Source organism: Mesobacillus harenae, assembly GCF_013343715.1.
GTDB classification, from domain to species: Bacteria; Bacillota; Bacilli; order Bacillales; family Cytobacillaceae; genus Mesobacillus_A; species Mesobacillus_A harenae.
Window position 1 is genome coordinate 95694 of record NZ_JABUNR010000002.1, and the last position, 18195, is coordinate 113888.

The 18195-nt window shown below is 42.5% G+C and carries 18 protein-coding genes; 7 read left to right on the forward strand and 11 right to left on the reverse strand.

Annotated features, from left to right (window positions below; all coding sequences use genetic code 11):
• Positions 1-26 precede the first annotated feature (26 nt).
• Together HRJ06_RS02745 and HRJ06_RS02750 are read right to left on the reverse strand one after the other, a co-directional pair.
• Positions 27-1082 (reverse strand): FecCD family ABC transporter permease, encoded by a 1056-nt coding sequence (locus tag HRJ06_RS02745; RefSeq protein WP_174728465.1) that lies wholly within the window; start codon positions 1080-1082, stop codon positions 27-29.
• Positions 1079-2083 (reverse strand): FecCD family ABC transporter permease, encoded by a 1005-nt coding sequence (locus HRJ06_RS02750; RefSeq protein WP_174728468.1) that lies wholly within the window; start codon positions 2081-2083, stop codon positions 1079-1081. Before HRJ06_RS02750 ends, HRJ06_RS02745 begins: the two co-directional genes overlap by 4 nt.
• Positions 2084-2296: 213 nt before the next feature.
• Here HRJ06_RS02750 and HRJ06_RS02755 point away from each other — a divergent pair, with 213 nt between their 5' ends.
• Positions 2297-3265 (forward strand): ABC transporter substrate-binding protein, encoded by a 969-nt coding sequence (locus tag HRJ06_RS02755; protein WP_174728471.1) that lies wholly within the window; start codon positions 2297-2299, stop codon positions 3263-3265.
• A gap of 378 nt (positions 3266-3643) precedes the next feature.
• Here HRJ06_RS02755 and HRJ06_RS02760 read toward each other — a convergent pair whose 3' ends face one another.
• From HRJ06_RS02760 to HRJ06_RS02790, 7 genes are all read right to left on the reverse strand, one after another.
• Complete coding sequence (locus tag HRJ06_RS02760; RefSeq protein ID WP_174728474.1) at positions 3644-4816, reverse strand: FtsW/RodA/SpoVE family cell cycle protein; 1173 nt, start codon at positions 4814-4816, stop codon at positions 3644-3646.
• 136 nt (positions 4817-4952) lie between these two features.
• A complete protein-coding gene (locus tag HRJ06_RS02765; protein WP_174728477.1) occupies positions 4953-5729 on the reverse strand; it encodes a DUF4931 domain-containing protein in 777 nt (258 codons plus the stop codon).
• A 425-nt stretch (positions 5730-6154) separates the two neighbouring features.
• Positions 6155-7927, reverse strand: coding sequence for an arsenical pump-driving ATPase (arsA, locus tag HRJ06_RS02770; protein ID WP_174728480.1), 1773 nt, complete (start codon positions 7925-7927; stop codon positions 6155-6157).
• Positions 7928-7945: 18 nt separating this feature from the next.
• Positions 7946-8293, reverse strand: a complete 348-nt coding sequence (gene arsD, locus HRJ06_RS02775) for an arsenite efflux transporter metallochaperone ArsD (protein WP_174728483.1) — start codon at positions 8291-8293, stop codon at positions 7946-7948.
• A 45-nt stretch (positions 8294-8338) separates the two neighbouring features.
• A complete protein-coding gene (gene arsC, locus HRJ06_RS02780; RefSeq protein ID WP_174728487.1) occupies positions 8339-8758 on the reverse strand; it encodes an arsenate reductase (thioredoxin) in 420 nt (139 codons plus the stop codon).
• Between the two features lie 50 nt (positions 8759-8808).
• Positions 8809-10107, reverse strand: a complete 1299-nt coding sequence (locus tag HRJ06_RS02785) for an arsenite/antimonite efflux transporter (RefSeq protein WP_174728490.1) — start codon at positions 10105-10107, stop codon at positions 8809-8811.
• Between the two features lie 101 nt (positions 10108-10208).
• Entirely contained in the window at positions 10209-10556 is a 348-nt protein-coding gene (locus tag HRJ06_RS02790; protein ID WP_174728493.1) for an ArsR/SmtB family transcription factor, read from the reverse strand.
• 261 nt (positions 10557-10817) lie between these two features.
• Between HRJ06_RS02790 and HRJ06_RS02795 the strand changes: the two genes are divergently transcribed.
• The 5 genes from HRJ06_RS02795 (at position 10818) to HRJ06_RS02815 (ending at position 15204) form a co-directional block, all read left to right on the forward strand.
• Entirely contained in the window at positions 10818-11735 is a 918-nt protein-coding gene (locus HRJ06_RS02795) for a helix-turn-helix transcriptional regulator (protein WP_174728496.1), read from the forward strand.
• A gap of 11 nt (positions 11736-11746) precedes the next feature.
• On the forward strand, positions 11747-12604 hold the full coding sequence (locus HRJ06_RS02800) for an ABC transporter substrate-binding protein (protein WP_174728498.1): 858 nt from the start codon (positions 11747-11749) through the stop codon (positions 12602-12604).
• A 21-nt stretch (positions 12605-12625) separates the two neighbouring features.
• Positions 12626-13324, forward strand: a complete 699-nt coding sequence (locus HRJ06_RS02805; protein WP_174728501.1) for an ABC transporter permease — start codon at positions 12626-12628, stop codon at positions 13322-13324.
• Complete coding sequence (locus HRJ06_RS02810; protein ID WP_174728504.1) at positions 13321-14055, forward strand: ABC transporter ATP-binding protein; 735 nt, start codon at positions 13321-13323, stop codon at positions 14053-14055. Before HRJ06_RS02805 ends, HRJ06_RS02810 begins: the two co-directional genes overlap by 4 nt.
• A gap of 393 nt (positions 14056-14448) precedes the next feature.
• Positions 14449-15204 carry a (S)-benzoin forming benzil reductase gene (locus tag HRJ06_RS02815; RefSeq protein ID WP_174728507.1) on the forward strand — a complete coding sequence of 252 codons (756 nt, stop codon included), beginning with the start codon at positions 14449-14451 and terminating at the stop codon, positions 15202-15204.
• Between the two features lie 42 nt (positions 15205-15246).
• Here the strand turns inward: HRJ06_RS02815 and HRJ06_RS02820 are convergent, their stop codons facing one another.
• Positions 15247-16614 (reverse strand): sensor histidine kinase, encoded by a 1368-nt coding sequence (locus HRJ06_RS02820; RefSeq protein ID WP_174728509.1) that lies wholly within the window; start codon positions 16612-16614, stop codon positions 15247-15249.
• Positions 16592-17314: a response regulator gene (locus HRJ06_RS02825; protein ID WP_174728512.1), complete on the reverse strand. Its 723-nt coding sequence runs from the start codon at positions 17312-17314 to the stop codon at positions 16592-16594. The genes HRJ06_RS02820 and HRJ06_RS02825 overlap by 23 nt, the downstream gene beginning before the upstream one ends.
• Positions 17315-17869: 555 nt before the next feature.
• Between HRJ06_RS02825 and HRJ06_RS02830 the strand changes: the two genes are divergently transcribed.
• On the forward strand, positions 17870-18190 hold the full coding sequence (locus tag HRJ06_RS02830) for a hypothetical protein (protein WP_174728515.1): 321 nt from the start codon (positions 17870-17872) through the stop codon (positions 18188-18190).
• The last annotated feature ends 5 nt before the right edge of the window (positions 18191-18195 follow it).

Genomic DNA, 18195 nt, shown 5'->3' on the forward strand with positions numbered 1-18195 from the left:
CTGCCGCTCCTTTCTATCAATAAAAATTATGAGTTTCTTGACTTAAATAGTAAGTAAATGAAGTACGGAGCACCTATAGCTGCTGTAAAAACTCCGGCTGGAACCTCGAGCGGAGAAAAAACCGTCCGTCCAATTAGATCGGCAACCATGACCAAAATCCCGCCGATTAAGGCTGAAACTGGCAGCAATGCACCAAAGGCAGATCCAACAAGGCGCCGGGCCATATGAGGTGCCATTAGGCCGACGAACCCAATTCCTCCTGCAAAAGCCACCGAACTTCCGATTAAGGCTGTACTGATCAGCAGGAGACCAAAGCGCTGACGCTGAACTTGTCCGCCAACCCCAGTTGCAATGTCATCCCCTAGTTCCTGCAGGTTTACACTTCTTGCAAAAATAAAGGCCAGAAGGATAAAAATCAACGTCCATGGTACGAGGGTATATACGTTGCTCCATGTAGATCCATGGACTGTTCCAGTAATCCAAATGTTCGCCTGGCTTGCCCTGTAAATAGGGCCCATAATCATCATTAATGTTGTCAAAGCCTGCATCAACGCAGAAAGACCTATGCCTATCAGCACTAGCCTGATCGGCGATACCCCATTTTTCCAGGCTAACGTATAGACGAGCAGTGATACAGCAGCTGCCCCAACAAAGGCTGCCACAGGAAGCCATTTAATGCTTACTGTTAGTGCATTGCTATTATTACTGAAAATAGCTAAAAATCCAACAACAGCAACTGCTGCTCCACCAGTTATCCCCAGAATGTCTGGAGATGCCAACGGGTTTCTAATCATTCCTTGAAGCAGCCCTCCCGCAACAGCAAGGCCTGCTCCCACCATAAAAGCAACAATGATCCTTGGGAGTCTGAACGACTGGACTACGAGCTGTTCCATTTCTGTTCCGCCTCCAAAAAAGACCTGCAGAACGGATAGCGGACTGATCTTCATTTCACCAGATCCGGTACTGATTATAAATACAATGGCAGCTATCAAGAGGAGCCAGACTACAACGGCTACCGCTCGTTTATCAGCTAATAATGAAATTTTATCTTTAAATAATCTAATGCTTTTATAGTGACTCATCTGCCATTGAACCCCTTTCTCGCAATATAAATAAAGAATGGAGTTCCAATGATGGCTGTCATTACACCAACCGGAACTTCCTGGGGCATTAGCAGATAACGAGCCGCTATATCAGCTGCAATCAAAAGGATCCCTCCAAAAATTCCGGCAAAGGGAATGACCCAGCGATGGTCGATGCCTACAACAGCCCGGGTGATATGAGGAACCACGATGCCGATAAATCCGATTGGACCTGCAATGGCAACTGAACCTCCCGATAAAAGGATAATTATAATGCCTGCCGCTATTTTAACTAATCCAGTTTTCAGACCTAGCCCCTTAGCGACATCTTCTCCCATTGACAACACGTTCATTTTGCCCGCGAGAAATAGCGAGCCAATCCAGCCGATAGCAATATAAGGGAGTACACTTGTTAACACCTCGAGCTTTCTCCCCTGCACCGAACCAGCTAGCCAGTATAACACCTGCTCTAATGCCACTTCATTTAAGACAAGAAATCCTTGTGTAAAGGAAGAGAACATTGCTGCAAAAGCTGCTCCAGCAAGAGTCAGCTTCATCGGTGTTAAGCCTTCTCTTCCAAGTGACCCAATTGTATAGACGGAAACTGCAGCAACAGCAGCGCCTAAAAAGGCAATCCATGTAAAGGCTTGCAAGTTATTAACAGAAAAGAGCGATACGGCCACAACGACTGCAAAGCTAGCTCCCGCATTCACACCAAAGATACCTGGGGAAGCAAGTGGATTTTTCGTTAACGTCTGCATAAGGACACCAGCTATCGCAAGGCTCGCTCCAACTGCAGCAGCTATAAGCGCCCTTGGCAACCGTACTGATTGAATAATTATGTGTTCATTTGAACCATCAAAGCTGGTGAATGCAAGGTAAGCCATCTTCCAGGTTGTATCTGTGTACCCAAATATAATGCTTGCGCACATTAAAAGGACGATCCCAGCCAGTGCAACCAGTAAGCCAATCCATCTATGTGCCGTATTTTTTAGTAGCATAATAAGTACCTTCCTGCGTCGAATGAATGTGATAACTCCAGGTAATAACAGTTTAATATTTAACATTTTTAATAGAGACTCTATACCTGCCAAAATTTCTAATGAAAATGATTATCATTTATATTGACAACGCTTCAACAACATCTTATCATGAAATGGTACTCGTTGAAAATGATTATCATTCACAACATAATTTTTTTGGGGGAAAAACAAATGAAAAAAAGCAAAAGATTCTTAGCAATGATTAGCGTTTTAATGGTGATTTTGCTGGCGGCATGCGGCGGAAAAGAAGAAACAACTAAAGAAAGTAAAGCAGAAGAGGGTAACACTGAAGACACAAGCTATACTGTTGAGCACGCTATGGGCACAGCTACACTGGAAAAAGCGCCTGAGAAAGTGGTCATTTTAACAAACGAAGGCACAGAAGCACTTTTGGCTTTGGGGATTACTCCAGTTGGTGCCGTGCAGTCTTGGAGTCCTGACGGCGAATGGTATGATCATATTGCAGCTGATATGAAGGATGTGCAGGTAGTTGGAACCGAAAGCGCAGTAACTGTGGAAGCAATCGCTGCCCTGCAGCCTGATCTAATTATTGGAAACAAAATGCGCCAAGAGGATATTTATGAACAACTTGATGCCATTGCTCCTACTGTGTTTGCTGAAACACTGCGCGGCAACTGGCAAGAAAACTTTGAGTTATATTCAAAAGCAGTAAACAAGGAAGAAGAAGGGCAGAAAGTAATCGGAGATTATAATGATCGAATTTCCGGATTATCTGAGAAGCTCGGTGACAAATTGAACCAAGAAATCTCCATCGTAAGATTCATGGCAAATGATGTTCGAATTTACTATAAAGACTCATTCTCAGGTGTAATTTTAGAGCAGCTAGGATTCGCCCGCCCTGAGAGCCAGGACGTCAATGACTTTGCAGCTTTAGGTGTAACACCTGAGCGTATTCCTGAAATGGATGGAGATAAACTCTTCTATTTCACTTATGCAGATGCTGAAGGCAAAGCAAAGAGCGCGGCTGAGGAATGGATTAACAATCCATTATTCCAAAACCTTGAGGTGGCAAAGAACGGTGAAGTCCACGAGGTAAGCGATTCAATTTGGAACACAGCTGGCGGAGTAGTAGCAGCAAACTTAATGCTTGATGATATTGAAAAATTCTTTTTAGAATAATAGACATTTCTCAGGAGAACCTGCTTGCCAGCAGGTTCCTGATTGTCGACAAAAGGAAGCGAGAAATCCTTTCTCGCTTCCTTTTGTCATTTTTTTGTTTAGAATGGTAGGGAATGCTGATTTCCACTCCAGGCTCTTGCTTTCCGAGCACTTTGATAAACACGGACGATTGGAGCGGAGGGTGGCGACTCCTGCGGGAAAAGCGGGAAAGTCGAGACCCTGGACTGAGCGCAGCGAGGGAAGCGGCTCGGCCCCGCCCGCGGAAAGCGTCCACCAGCAGTGGAAATCTAACCTAACTGTTTTTACTCTCTTTCATTTTAATTATTTTTCTATTGAAAAAGAGCAAAAGCCATTTATAATGGCCTTTGCTCTTTATTATTATGCACTCGTTGAGAACATATATTTTTTGTAATGGTATCTAATTGAGAAAATAAGGCTGACAGCCAGCATGTTCCCCATCAGCGAGCTGCCTCCGTAGCTGATAAACGGCAGCGGTATTCCTGTAATCGGCAAAAGCCCGATTGTCATGCCGATGTTTTGGACAACATGAAACGTAATCATGCTGATAACACCTACACAAACATACGTGTAAAAGTCATTTTTCGTTTCCATGCCCACTTTTGTTATTTGATAAATGAGCAGAAAAAACAGTGAAATGATTACACTTGCTCCCATGAATCCAAACTCTTCTCCAATAATACTGAAAATAAAATCCGTATGGCTTTCAGGCAGATAGACTTCCCTCGTACCGTATCCCTTCCCTGTCGTTTCTCCGGAACCAATTGCCAAAAGCGATCTCGTTAGCTGAAACCCCGTTGTACTTTGATAATTATACGGGTCAAGCCAGGAGTAGATTCTCCCAAACTGATATTCTTTTACGCCTAAATATTTCTCCAGTATTTCTGGATGAGCCAGAACAAAGTAAAAGATACCAGAGACTAATGCTAATCCTCCCCCGAAAATCGGAGCTAGGATTTTCCACGAAATGCCCGATATAAAAACCATTCCAAGCATAATCGCAATAAACACTAATGAAGTCCCAAGATCAGGCTGCTGCATAACCAGCAAAAGGGGAACCATTGTTACAAGACCGATTTTAACGAGCAGCCATAAGTCACTCTGTACTGTTTTAATCCGGTTTTTTTGATGATGCTCGACAATCAGCCTTGCGAGGGCCAATATAAGAAACACTTTAACAAACTCAGATGGCTGAAGAGAGCCAATAAATGGAACCTTATACCAGCTCTTAGCACCATTTATAACCGGAGCAATGCTGCTCGGAGCTACGATTAAAAATCCGAGCATGAAAATTCCCAGTCCATACACATACCAGGATAATTTTTTTAGCTGGTCAGAATCGAGTGTTATCACTCCGACGATAAGACCGATACTGATTATATAAAAGATAACTTGTTTTATGAGGAAGTTATCGTTATATTGACCAGTAGATTGTGCACTGTAAATGGCAATACAGCTTGTAACAAAAAGTAAAATTAATATTGAAACCAAACCATAGTCTAGTCTGGACGTATTTTTATTATTAGAAGTCATGGCCTATTCCCCTTTAAAAGTGAAGAACCGTACAATACTTCATTATATTTTTTCTAGAGACAAATCACAACTTCTAACTAGATAATGGATATTTTTACAAGTTATTCGACATAATACCTTGCAAGTAAAATCAAATTTATATCTGGTAATAGCGTAACTTGATTTCTTCCCTCATCCACTCTAAATTGCTAGGCACCTGCGGAATTGAATAACCAATAAAATATGGAGTTGTGATAAACCTCGGTACGGCCTTGCAAATTATCTCACTGTTTAGTCTGTAAAAAAACAAGTTATAGCTGCTGCACGGGAATGGGAATGACTTTAAAATATAATGGACTGCTGTTTGAAGGCTGAAAGCAAATTCCTCTATTCCACTTTCCTCTTTCATCCTAATATTAAATTCATAAAATCCGACGCGAGGCTTCGTTGATAAATTAAATTCAATATCCTTTGTTTCGTGGATGAGCAGCCCTTCAAAATCACTTTCTTGGACCTTTTCCATATAATCCATCTTTTCTAAACCAACAATTTGCATATGGGGATGAGCGATAGACCCACCTGAAAGAGGTCCATGGTTTTTAAATAAAATTACAGATTTATAATCCTCGCTTTCATCCATTTTTGTCCAGTGCCGGATTGCAAACTTTAGCAGTTTTATTAAGTGAGGCTTAGAATAAACTGACATATCTCCATCGCATTGATCTGTTTCAATAAGAACTGTTTGAAAAGCATCCGAGAGTACTGGATATTTATTTTTTACGAGGATGATAGAATCCTCTATATCGATAATTTCGGCTAATTCCTCTCTGGCACAGAATGGGCAACTTTGATTTTTATTGCGGATACTTTCTGGTTTTTGGATACCTATTGCGGTGTTGAAAAATAGATGGGTAGATTGTTTGAGGTTTTCCACACTTTTTCACCTGCTTAAATATTTTTAAGATTGATAGAGGAATAATCAAAATCTAATGTTACAAGCTGCTAATTTATGAGACAACGAAAATTTAGAAAAGCACACCATCGTTAAAACGGTGTGCTTTATCTATACGTGCTATATTAACAACAGTTGCTCTCGTTCCCTTTTAAAACCAACCCGTTATTTGCCTCATCAAGATCCAAAACCAGATCTCCGACTTGGTCTTTAACTTGAGAATCTATAGCTACTCTAATTTCGTTAATATTCAGTATTTCATCATTTTCTTCCGGCTCATCCAGAGCCAGTCCTAATTGTGGGCCGCCTCAGCCAAAGCCTGCAAAGTAAACACGAATCCCTTCAGCGCTGCGCTCTGAAAAGAGTTGCTTAAGCACATCGCGTGCTTGATCTGTAATTTGCATGTTTCACTTTCCTTTCATACTCTTTATATCTTTATAGCCTATTTTATCATGGTTTAGCCATGGAATAACAGTATACTGCTCTGCAAAATTTTGAGAGACTTCTTGAATCCATTTCTGCTCTGCTGCTGCACGACCCTTTAAAATTGGATCATTCGTTTCAGCAGCATGCATACTTTGATTAATCACCCACCAGCCAGGGTTTATACCAGCTCTTTTCAAATCATCCTGAAGCCGCTTTGCTTCAAATACTGGTGTTGCCTCCGCCAGAGTAACAATGACCACTTCTGTTTCCTCCTCGTTACGGAGACGCGGTAATAGTTCAGCAGCATTTAATGGTATTTCCCCAGTAGATCGCTCCAGTTCTCTGGAATAAGAATTTGCGGCATCAAGCAGTAACAAGGTATGGCCAGTTGGTGCAGTATCAATGACTACGACTTCATCCTTTGAACGAGCCACAATATCAGCAAATGCTTGAAAAAGAGCAATTTCCTCTGTGCATGGAGATTCAAGATCTTCTTTCATATATTCAAGCGAAGCTTCATCTAGAGTATCGGAAGCCTTAGAGAGAACGCTTGCTTTGTACTTTTCTACTTCTTCTTTTGGATTGATTCTGCTAATCGATATCAGGCTGCTTTCCTCTTTCTGGGCAAGCTGCTCCAGCCGCCCCGCCGGATCCGTTGTAGTTAAATGAACCCTTTTGCCTTTTTCGGCAAGGCCCTCTGCAACCGCGGATGCTACTGTTGTTTTCCCTACTCCGCCTTTTCCCATTGTAAAAATAATTTTTTTGCCGCTGTCCGCGAGATTGTTAATCATCCCAGAAAAATCCGGCAGATCTACTTTGTTGGTTGCTTCTTTTCCAGCTAGTTCGGCCTGTACGGAGGTTCCTTGAAACAGCATGCCTAACGCAGTAAGACCGGTCAAGGAAAACGGAACAAGTGGAACTTCAAATGTTTTTACTTTTTTTAAAGAAACCGGCATTTCTGCGATTGCAGTTTGCTGTTTACGGTAGTAAGCTTCCGAGACCTCATCTCCACGAACAACCGCTTGATGAACCCCATTCAGCAAAAGGTTCTGATTTTGGATGCCAATTTCGTTTAGCTCGGTTGATGCTCTGGCAGCTTCCTGAAGCGACCCTTGATCAGGCCGGGAAACTAACATGAGCGTTGTCTGTTTTGGATCGGAAAGTGCTTTTACAGTTTGCGCGTACAACTCTTTCTTTTCATCTAATCCGGACAGTGGGCCAAGACAGCTGGCTCCATGTGTTGATTCATTTAAAAAGTCTGTCCAGGCAGACGGCAGCTGAAGAAGCCTAAGTGTATGGCCAGTCGGCGCTGTATCAAAGATAATATGATCGTACGACTCTTTTAAATCAGGGCTGGCCAGCAAACCTGTGAATTCATCAAAAGCCGCAATTTCAACTGTACAAGCCCCAGATAATTGTTCTTCCATTGACTGAATAACGCTGCCCGGCAGCTTCCCTCTGTAGGGATCCACCACTTTTTCACGATACTTTCGGGCAGCTTCTTCCGGATCCAAGTTGCATGCCGAGAGCCCAGGTAACGCTGGGAGCGGCATTATATCATTAGTTAATTCTATTTCAAATACATCCTGAAGATTTGAGGCCGGATCTGTCGACACAATCAGAACCTTTTTGCCGCTATTTACAAGCTCAACAGCCAGTGCGCTCGCAGCAGAAGTTTTGCCCACTCCTCCTTTTCCTGTAAAAAACAAAAATGGAGTCAGCGGGAAATCTTTAGGACTGAATACTGGGAACATCAATAACCCTTCTTTCTCCTATAAAAGATTCTTTTTAGCCTTCGGGGCAGCCAACTCATCTTCACCAACGCCAAGCCAGCTGGCCAGTTCGCTATTGGCCGGATAACTGCCCTGCTTTTTAAGCTGCCCATTTACAAAAACAAGCGGAAGGGCATCTTCACCTTTTTCGTTTAGAAGCAGGTTGACTTCTTTATTTGTAATAAACTGGTCCGGCTCATTTGCCAAGCCGTATCTATTTACTTCTATTCCTTTTCCTTTTAGCAAAAATAATGCTGAAGCTATTCTAGTTAAATCCGGATCAACACTCGGTCCGCACACTCCTGTTGGACAACACATAACTGGATCGTAAATCTCTAATTTCCCCATAATCGCTACCTCCTATTTTGCTCTGTTAAGGCGATTTACCTTTTCTTATTTACCTGTCTCTGAAAATTCCTTGATTCTAGCTTCAATCTCATCACGCACACGCTGGAAAAAAGCCCATTTTTCTTCTTCGGTTCCCTCTGCTTTGGCCGGGTCATCAAAACCCCAGTGTACTCTTTTCACATGTGGAGGGGTAACCGGACAATGGTCGGCAGCATGTCCGCATAGCGTTACAACTAAATCTGCGTTATTTAGAATTTCATTATCAATCACGTCGGAAGTATGGCTGGTAATGTCAACCCCAGCTTCTTTCATAGCTTTGACAGCATTCGGGTTTAACCCGTGTGCTTCAAGTCCCGCACTGCGAACGGTCCATTCTTCACCTAAATGTTTTTTTGCCCATCCTTCAGCCATTTGGCTCCGGCAAGAGTTCCCTGTACATAAGAAGTAGATAGTTTTTTTTGTCATATAAAACGCTCCTTTTAGATAGCTTTTTTATTAGTTAAATCGTTCGAACATTAATAAAGAATTAACAGCCAGATATACAGACCAACTAATGTAATGAATAAGGTAGGAACCGTTAGGATAATTCCAACCTTAAAGTAGTAGCCCCATGAGATTTTCACGCCCTTAGTGTTTAAGACATGAAGCCAAAGCAGCGTGGCCAATGAGCCGATTGGCGTTATTTTAGGGCCTAGGTCTGATCCGATAATATTCGCATAAATTAATGCTTCCCGGATAACTCCTGACGTATCCGTTTCCGCAATTGCCAGTGCGTCAATCATAACAGTTGGCATATTGTTCATGACCGATGAAAGAATAGCAGCGATAAAGCCCATGCCGATTGTCGCGGCGAACAGACCTTGATCAGCTGTTTCCTGAATCAGGCCAGCCAACAGGCTCGTAAGACCTGCATTTCTCAACCCATATACAACGACATACATTCCGATAGAGAAAAAAACGATTGCCCATGGAGCGCCTTTTAGTACCTTTTTCGTATGAACAGCAGGACTTGTTCGGCCCATAGCCAAAAACAGAATGGCAATGGCTCCAGCAATAAACGACACTGGGATTCCCAAAAATTCACTTGCAAAATAGCCGATTAGCAAAACGGCCAGCACAAGCCAGGATAACCGGAACATTCGTTCATCTTTAACCGCTTCCTTAGGCTGTTTCAGATGTTTAAGGTCATACGTTTTAGGAATGCTTTTTCTAAAATACAAATACAAGACCATAATGCTTGCTGCCAAACTGAAGAAGTTAGGTACAATCATCCGGGATGCATACTCAGCAAAACCGATATCGAAAAAGTCGGCGGACACGATATTCACAAGATTGCTGACTACAAGCGGCAAAGAGGTCGTATCTGCGATAAAGCCGCTTGCCATAATGAAAGGCAAAATCATTTTGTCGTCAAACCTAAGAGCTCTGACCATAGCCAAAACGATCGGTGTCAAAATTAGCGCTGCTCCATCATTCGCAAAGAACGCCGCAACAATCGCGCCAAGCACGGTGACGAGCAAAAACATCTTGATGCCATTGCCGCCTGCATATCTGGCCATATGTAAAGCAGACCATTCAAAAAAGCCAATTTCATCAAGGATGAGCGAGATAATAATTAACGCAACAAAGGTCAAGGTTGCATTCCAGACAATCCCTGTAACATCTGCAACATCCTGAAGTGAAACTACTCCTGCAAGCAGGGCAACAATGGCACCTGCGCAGGCTGACCAGCCGATGGACAAACCTTTAGGCTGCCAAATAACCAGTGTAAGTGTAGCTAAAAAAATAAGTGAAGCGAGTATCGCCTCAGTCACAATAAAACCTCCCCTAAAAGCAAATACAAAAACAGAAGCTCTTTAGACTATCTCAAATAAAGTGGGTTGCCGGCTGTCCTTGTAATTCAACTCTATTTTCCTTAACAGCAAGAAATCCGCTTGCCCTGTTCTTCAAGTTCTGTCAGCCGGTAGCGCTGATCAGGTAGAGCATCCAAAACTTCAAGGACATAATCTTTATATTCATATTCCTTATTCAGGGAATAAAACATCCATTGACCTTTTCGACTCTCTCTCACAAGGCCAGCATCCTTCAGCTTTCGCAAGTGCTGGCTGATCGAAGGCTGCGATGCATGAAAGATTTCAACAAATTCACAGACACAGCAATCTTCACAAGCCAGTATTTTCAGCATTGTTAACCGGGTTTTATCCCCCAAAAGCTTTAAAATAACTGCAGCTTTGTCTAATTCAACCGCTTTTTTTACCTTCATTTGCCGAACCTCCTATCTTCCCTCCATCATTATATAAGCACATGCTTATATACGCAATAGCGAATTTTTCATTTTACTTAGCATACTTCAACTTGCTTAGTTTCATCCTTAATTATTTCTGGCTGCCAGGTCCGGACGAATGATTTTGTGAACACTCTGTGTCATACCTGAACAAAACTAAGCGGAACTTAACGAAATGAGACAAAACTCACAGTAGTACCTTCCATTTATTTTTATACTTCTTAGTGAGGAGGGTTACAAATGGCTGAGATAACGTATACCGCTGAAGAAATAGCAAAAATGTTTAAGATTTCCAAACATACTGTATATGAACTAATTAAGCGCGGCGAGCTATCAGCGTTTAAGGTCGGAAATAAGATGAGGGTTGAACAGGAGGAGCTTGACCGATTCAAAGGAAATATGGGAGCCCGTCCTCAAAGAACAAAACCCAATCTAGATCAGCAGTTTATCCGGTCTCTTCATTTAGCCGGAAGCCATGATTTTCTGGTTGAGCATTTAATTAAATATGTTGCGCAAGAATCAGCAGGCATCCACATGCAACCCTCTTATATCGGCAGCCTGGAAGGATTAATGATGTTATACAGAGGCAGTGCAGATATTGCAGCCATTCATTTGCTAGACCCATCTTCTCAGGAATATAATCTGCCCTTTATCAAACAATTGTTTGTCCATGAACAAATTACCGTGATGCGATTAGCCTCCCGTAAGCAAGGATTAATTGTTGCAAAGGGCAATCCCAAGAACATTACAGACTTTTCCGATTTAACACGCAAGGACGTTAAATTTGTAAATCGTCAAAAAGGCGCAGGCACAAGGTTTTTGCTGGATTCTTTTTTAGCTAAAGAAAAAGTTAGCCCTTCTGACATAGTTGGCTATGAAACGGAGGAATGGAACCATTTATCTGCAGGATCTTACATATCCAGAGGCAGCGCCGATGTTACGTTTGGAATTCACTGTGCAGCCAGCCAGCTTGGGCTAGAATTTATCCCGATTGCTGAGGAACAATTTGACCTTGTATTTCGCTGGACCGCCCAAAACAAACAGGCTCTTGAGCACCTTCTCGACATCATTCATTTTACAAGCTTTAAGAATAGTCTTCATGATTTAGCTGGCTACAATGGAAGCGAGTTCGGTAAAATCATCTACCAGCACCCTTAAGGAGGTTCACTATGAAAAAAATGATACTAGTAAGTCTGTTTGCTATCATTATTGTCCTATCTGCCTCAGCCTGCTCTAACTCAACTAAAAGTCAGCCCACAGAAAAAGCCGCAGCAGTTGAAAAAACGGACTTGATACTTGCCACGACAACAAGCACTCAGGACAGCGGCCTATTAGATGTTCTGCTCCCGAAATTCGAAAGTGAAGCACCCTATAATGTAAAAACAATCGCCGTTGGAACAGGCCAGGCACTTGAAATGGGAACACGCGGCGAAGCAGATGTCCTGCTCGTTCACGCCCCAGAAGCGGAGCAGCAAATTATCGACAGCCGCGATGCGATCAACCGCCAGCGGGTCATGTATAACGATTTTATTATTGTGGGACCTGAAGAAGATCCAGCTCAAATTAGAGGGCTGCCAGTAGAGGGTGCTATTCTAAAAATCGCTTCATCCGATATTCCTTTCATTTCACGCGGGGACGATTCGGGCACCCATAAAAAAGAGCTCCAATTATGGAATATGGCAGGAATCGAACCAGCAAGTGTAACCTCTTATATAGAAACAGGACAGGGAATGGGAAGCACTCTCCAGATTGCCTCAGAGAAAAACGGCTATGCACTTACAGACAGGGCCACCTTCCTAGCTCAAAGGGATAATCTCAATGGTTTATCGATTGTCTCTGAAGGCGATAACACCCTATTAAACATTTACCATGTCATGCAAGTGAATGAAAATAAACATGAAAAAATAAATTCAAACGGGGCCAAAGCCTTCGTTGAATTTATGACAGCTGCTGAGACGCAGAGCATTATAGCTGAATTTGGCCAAGACCTGTACGGAGAAGCCCTTTTCTTCTCTTATACAGAATAACGATTAGAAAGTCTGATGGGAATGGACCTTTTACTTGAAGGGCTGAAACAAGCCTTTAACATGTTCATAAATGGCGATCCGGAAATATGGGAAATCACGTTAAGGACCTTAAAAGTTTCTTTTACAGCTATTTTCATCAGTATGATGATCGGAATCCCGGCTGGCATTTTCTTAGGGCTTTCCAGATTTCCGGGCAGGAGAATTCTGCTCGTCCTTATAAATATAGGCATGGGATTGCCTCCAGTTGTAGCCGGCTTATGGATTACAATTTTATTATGGAGATCTGGTCCACTCGGGGATTTAGCTCTGCTGTTTACTCCAACAGCGATTATACTAGCACAGGTGATCGTCTCCTTGCCAATTGTAACTGGCCTGACCAGCACAGCATTCCAGCAGCTGGATGAAAAATTGCTCCTCCAGATCAAAGCACTTGGAGCAACAAAAATTCAGTTTTTCATTATCTTAATGAAGGAGACGAAGCTTGCTATATTCGCAGCCATCATTGCCGGATTTGGCAGGGTGATGGCAGAGGTAGGAGCTGCGATGATGGTTGGCGGAAATATTCGCGGGGAAACCCGAATCCTGACCACGTCTATTGTAATGGAAGTATCCAAAGGGAATTTTGATGTCGCACTCGCCCTGTCTTTTATTCTTATGGGAATCGCCTTCATCATTACATTTACCCTGACTTTTTTACAGCAAAGGAAGCGAAGAATATGACAGCCTTGGTCAGATTGGAAAATATCGAGGTAACCGTACGTGATAAAATGATTTTATCCATTCCATCTCTTGAAGTTCTTAAAGGCGAGGTACTTGGTGTTATGGGCCCAAATGGTGCCGGTAAAAGTACCCTCCTCAAAACGCTCGCTCTGCTCGATCCTCCTTCCCAGGGCAAAATCTATTATCAAGAGGAGCAAATATTTAATACGCAGGCGCCTTTAGAGCTGCGCAGGAAATGTGCTGTTGCTCTCCAACAATCCCTATTGCTTGATACAAGTGTCTATCAGAACGTTGCAATTGGACTAAAACTACGAAAAAACAAAAAGTCAGAGATTAACAAGAAGGTTGCATACTGGCTTGATGCTTTTAACATCACCCACCTGGCCAAAAAGAATGCTCATCTCCTGTCCGGTGGAGAAGCACAACGAGTCAACCTTGCCAGGGCCATGGTACTTGAGCCTGAGTTTCTCCTTCTGGATGAACCCTTTTCAGCCTTAGATTTCCCTACAAAATTACAGCTCTTGAAGGATTTCAAACAAATCATGTCACAAACTGGGACGACGGCGGTGTTTATCAGCCATGATTTAATGGAAATCAAATACTTAACACATCGCCTTGCTATCCTGATGGATGGGGAAATCAAGCAATTAGCACAAACTGCCGCTGTCCTTGAATCACCAAATGAAGCAGCCACACCATTTATTGGTGAGTGGAAAGCTTTTCTGCAGTAACTCCAGAGGGATGCCCTGCAAGGCCTGTCCGAATCACCCTTGGATTCAGACTCTTTGCGGCTTTTTTTCTCTTATCCTGTCCGAATTACCCTTGGATTCGGACTCGCCGCGGCCTTTTTCCTCACATCCTGTCCGAATCACCCTTGGATTCGGACTCGCTTCGGCCTTTTTCCTCTTATCCTGTCCGAATCACCCTTGGATTCGGACTCGCCGCGGCCTTTTTCCTCTTATCCTGTCCGAATCAGCCTCGGATTCGGACTTACAGCAGGCATTTTCATGGAATTTTTTTAAGAATCATCAGATATCTTTAGATGTTATTATTTTCTTTTCATTTTGGTATTTTACTCATTTCATGGTTGAATAGAGTTAAAACAATTCCATGAGGTGATAGTTATGAATTATGCAGTAGTAACCGGGGCGTCCAAGGGACTAGGAGCTTCTATCGCAAAAAAAATGATAGCAAAGGACATGACGTTGATATCTGTCTCACGTTCAGAAAACACTGAGCTTAAAAGCCAGACCGCAGAGCAAGGAGCCGGATATCTCCACTATAAGTGCGATCTTTCTTCCTTAGAGGAAACCAAAATTGTCTTTAACAAGATAGCTGAAAAGATTTTTGGTCCTGACACCGACACAGTCTATTTATTTAATAATGCAGGAGTAATTGAGCCAATTGATACAGCTGGAAACCTTGATGAAGCTTCCATTTTGACTAGCGTACAAGTTAATTTAACAGCGCCGGTTCTAGTTAGTAATTTGTTTTTAAACGAAGCGGCACGTTCCGGGGCAAGGCTGGTTGTGGTCAATATCAGTTCTGGTGCAGCAGAACGTCCTGTTCACGGCTGGAGCATGTACTGCAGTACAAAGGCAGCCTTAAATATGTTTACCAAAACCGCAGCAATGGAGCTGGATGAGGCAAAGAGCAACAACCTAGTTATTGCCTTTAGCCCCGGAATCATGGATACGGGAATGCAAGGTACAATCCGTTCATCTTCCAGAGAAGCCTTTGCTGAAGTCGAAACCTTCCAAGGCTACAAAGAACAAGGACTGCTCCGTCAACCCGACACCGTTGCAGAAGCACTCGTCCGGCTTATCATGCAAGGCAAGCTGGAAAACGGAAAAATCTATCGCGTAAACGACCTGCTGTAAAAAAATTGGAGCCTGGCAGTATGCCGGCTCCTTTTTTTCAGCCTATTGTTTTGGAAATAAAATCGTAAACATTGTTCCTTCCTCAAGCTCACTGTCTGCCTCAATCGTACCCCTATGGGCTTCTACGAGAGCCTTGACAATTGATAGGCCAATCCCGACACCGCCAGTTTTTCGGGCACGTGATTTATCTCCCCTGTAAAATCGTTCGAATATATGAGGTAAATCCTCACTAGCAATCCCGTTTCCATCATCAGCGATCATAAACCCAGCCATATCTCCTTCTTCAATCCCTGCAATGGTGACGGTACCATGCTCAGGAGTGAATTTTAGCGCATTATTGATAACGTTTGTTAATATTTGCATTATCCTATCCCGGTCACCCTTAAAGCATAAATCCTTTATCGGGGTCAGAACCCTCAGTTCTACGCCTTTTTGGTTAAAAACAGGCATTACGAGCTCACTCATTGATCCTAATAGTTCACTAACTTCAAGGTCTGTTTTGTTTAAGCGGATTTGCGGATTCTCGGCAGCAAGGAGCTTCTCTAGTTCATTAACCAACCTGACAAGTCTCATTAATTCACTATGGCTTTGTTTAAGTCTTGCTGGAGTCGGCTCCCAAACACCATCCTGAAAAGCTTCAATCTGGCTTCTTAGGGTGGCCAGCGGCGTGCGCAGCTCATGGGCAAGGTCCCCAGTGAATTCCTTTCGAAGACGTTCTTCTTTTTCCAGTGATTTAGACAGGTCATTGAAAGCCATTCCAAGCTGTTTCATTTCCAGAGACAGGTTTTCTAATGGAACACGCACGTTTTTCCGATGCATCATTAGTTCTTCTACAGCTGAAGACAGACTGTTTACACCTGCTGTCAGGCGTTTGGAAAACAGCATGCTGAACGCCAGAGCCAATATAACGGTTATTGCCCCCGCGATAATAATATAGTTCTTAATTGTTTGCAGGAAAACGTATTCACTATCTACGAAACCTTTTGGATAGTAGGCTTTAAGGATGCCAATGGTTTCTCCTTCATGTGTAAAGGTCTCCATGGAAGTCTTCCAGTTATCTTCCAAATAGGGGTTGTTTCTTAAACCCATTCCTTCCATAATCCCGCGGATAGAGGTTGAGTCGAGCAATAAAACCTCTTCAGGTGTATAAATTTGATAATAAAGGCTGTCCGTCATTGCATGTTCATGAAGTAGCTGCGACACTCTTTCTCCTGTAAAAGTACCGCTATCCTGATACTCCAATTTTAAGTCACTTATCAGCTGTTTAACCCGGTCAGTCCGATTCTCATTAATATAATGATTAAAACTTGCTTCAAAACCCCATTGAATTCCAAAGCTGACAAGCAGGATACCTGTCAAGGAAACTAGCAAAAAATAAAATAGGATTTTAGATCGAAGCGTTTTTAACATCCGGTGATCCCCCAAACTTATAACCCATTCCAAAGACAGTCAGGATATATTTAGGATCACGTGCATCTGCCTCGATCTTTTTTCGTAGGTTTTTAATATGAGTATCGATGCTGCGCTCATAACCTTCATAGGAAAACCCATCTTCCTGTATTTTTTCCAGCAAATCCATCCGGCTATATACCCTGCCTGGATGCTGAGCTAAATTTGACAATAGTCTGTATTCGATCGGGGTGACGTTAATAATTTGTCCGCCAATTTCTATTTCCCTTTTAAACAAGTTGATTACAAGCCCCTGTTTGTTAAAAGAAAGCTCCATCCCGCTGGTTTTTGATGATTTTTTGACTCTGCGGAAAATAGCTTGGATCCTGACGACAACTTCCCTTGGACTGAAAGGCTTTGTCACATAATCATCAGCACCGATAACAATTCCATTTATCCGCTCAGCCTCACCTGATTTAGCTGTGAGCATTAATATCGGTACTTCGGAGTCTTTACGAATAAGTCTGCATACCTCCTCACCAGAAATATCCGGAAGCATTAAATCAAGAACAATTAAGTCAGGCTGAACTGTGTCAGCCTTTTTCAAGGCATCAATTCCATTATCAGCGATAAAAACCTGGTAGCCATCCTTCTTTAAATAGGCTTCCAATACTTCACTAATCATTTTCTCATCATCAACAAGCAAAATCGTTTCACGCACGGCCGCTCTCCCCTTATTGCTCCTTTATCTTCTAAAGATAAATCTTCACAACTTCCACATAACTTCAACATAAGATTCACATACCTATTAATTATTATAAAGATAACAAAAACAACAAGGAGTCACTAAAAAGGAAGAATTAATGACTCTTCCTGTTAACACCTTGAAAATAGTGACCAACCTTTTTAATATATTGGATCAGAAGAAACCAAGCCTGAAAATCGGTAACACTTTAAGAGTCATCGGTTTTCTTACACTTAGTATAATGAGAAATCCTATTTTCAAGAGTGCTAAGTGCCCAAGCGTAAAAGTTTTACAAACTTCCCTTTTTATAATGTTAATAGTAACTCCCTTTTGGACGGATTGGCTATCATGCCAATCTTTTTTTATTGGCTCAGTTAAAGATTTTCGTTTCAGGCGCTGCTTTCCGCGGGGCGGTCGGGAAGGTTATGCCCTATCGTGAAAAAACTACCTCCTCGGCGCTGAAGATTTTTGATAAAGGGAACTTGTTTTAAATCACTATAAGAGGATAGATAAGGAATAGAGGTGATGAAAATGAAAAAGACTATTCACTCGCTTACAAAACTTATCGAGGAAGCCCAGGAACACAGAGGACAATCTGAGTTATGGATGGCTCAGCACGAGGTTGAATCGACAGGGGTCACACTAGGAGATGAAGATACAGGAGGTGCGGGGGCAGAGCTTGAGCTCAAGGCATTACTCAAAACTCCAGAGCAAGCTTTGAATTATTCTGAAACATTCCAGGATCCTCTTCTCTACGAAGACGCAATGAGCCAACTAGAACAAATAAAAAAACTAGTTCCCTACCATGTAACCAGTCCACAAAAACTAGAAAGGCTAACATCTACCTGGTGACAGGC

Excerpts from the sequence above, each read along its gene's own strand:
- HRJ06_RS02805 (WP_174728501.1), top strand. The coding sequence starts at position 12,626 with ATGGACCTTTTACTTGAAGGGCTGAAACAAGCCTTTAACATGTTCATA.
- arsD (WP_174728483.1), bottom strand. The coding sequence starts at position 8,293 with ATGGGGAAATTAGAGATTTACGATCCAGTTATGTGTTGTCCAACAGGA.
- HRJ06_RS02820 (WP_174728509.1), bottom strand. The coding sequence starts at position 16,614 with ATGTTAAAAACGCTTCGATCTAAAATCCTATTTTATTTTTTGCTAGTT.
- HRJ06_RS02810 (WP_174728504.1), top strand. The coding sequence starts at position 13,321 with ATGACAGCCTTGGTCAGATTGGAAAATATCGAGGTAACCGTACGTGAT.
- HRJ06_RS02830 (WP_174728515.1), top strand. The coding sequence starts at position 17,870 with ATGAAAAAGACTATTCACTCGCTTACAAAACTTATCGAGGAAGCCCAG.
- HRJ06_RS02745 (WP_174728465.1), bottom strand. The coding sequence starts at position 1,082 with ATGAGTCACTATAAAAGCATTAGATTATTTAAAGATAAAATTTCATTA.
- HRJ06_RS02800 (WP_174728498.1), top strand. The coding sequence starts at position 11,747 with ATGAAAAAAATGATACTAGTAAGTCTGTTTGCTATCATTATTGTCCTA.
- HRJ06_RS02790 (WP_174728493.1), bottom strand. The coding sequence starts at position 10,556 with ATGAAGGTAAAAAAAGCGGTTGAATTAGACAAAGCTGCAGTTATTTTA.
- arsC (WP_174728487.1), bottom strand. The coding sequence starts at position 8,758 with ATGACAAAAAAAACTATCTACTTCTTATGTACAGGGAACTCTTGCCGG.
- HRJ06_RS02760 (WP_174728474.1), bottom strand. The coding sequence starts at position 4,816 with ATGACTTCTAATAATAAAAATACGTCCAGACTAGACTATGGTTTGGTT.
- HRJ06_RS02755 (WP_174728471.1), top strand. The coding sequence starts at position 2,297 with ATGAAAAAAAGCAAAAGATTCTTAGCAATGATTAGCGTTTTAATGGTG.
- arsA (WP_174728480.1), bottom strand. The coding sequence starts at position 7,927 with ATGTTCCCAGTATTCAGTCCTAAAGATTTCCCGCTGACTCCATTTTTG.
- HRJ06_RS02750 (WP_174728468.1), bottom strand. The coding sequence starts at position 2,083 with ATGCTACTAAAAAATACGGCACATAGATGGATTGGCTTACTGGTTGCA.
- HRJ06_RS02795 (WP_174728496.1), top strand. The coding sequence starts at position 10,818 with ATGGCTGAGATAACGTATACCGCTGAAGAAATAGCAAAAATGTTTAAG.
- HRJ06_RS02815 (WP_174728507.1), top strand. The coding sequence starts at position 14,449 with ATGAATTATGCAGTAGTAACCGGGGCGTCCAAGGGACTAGGAGCTTCT.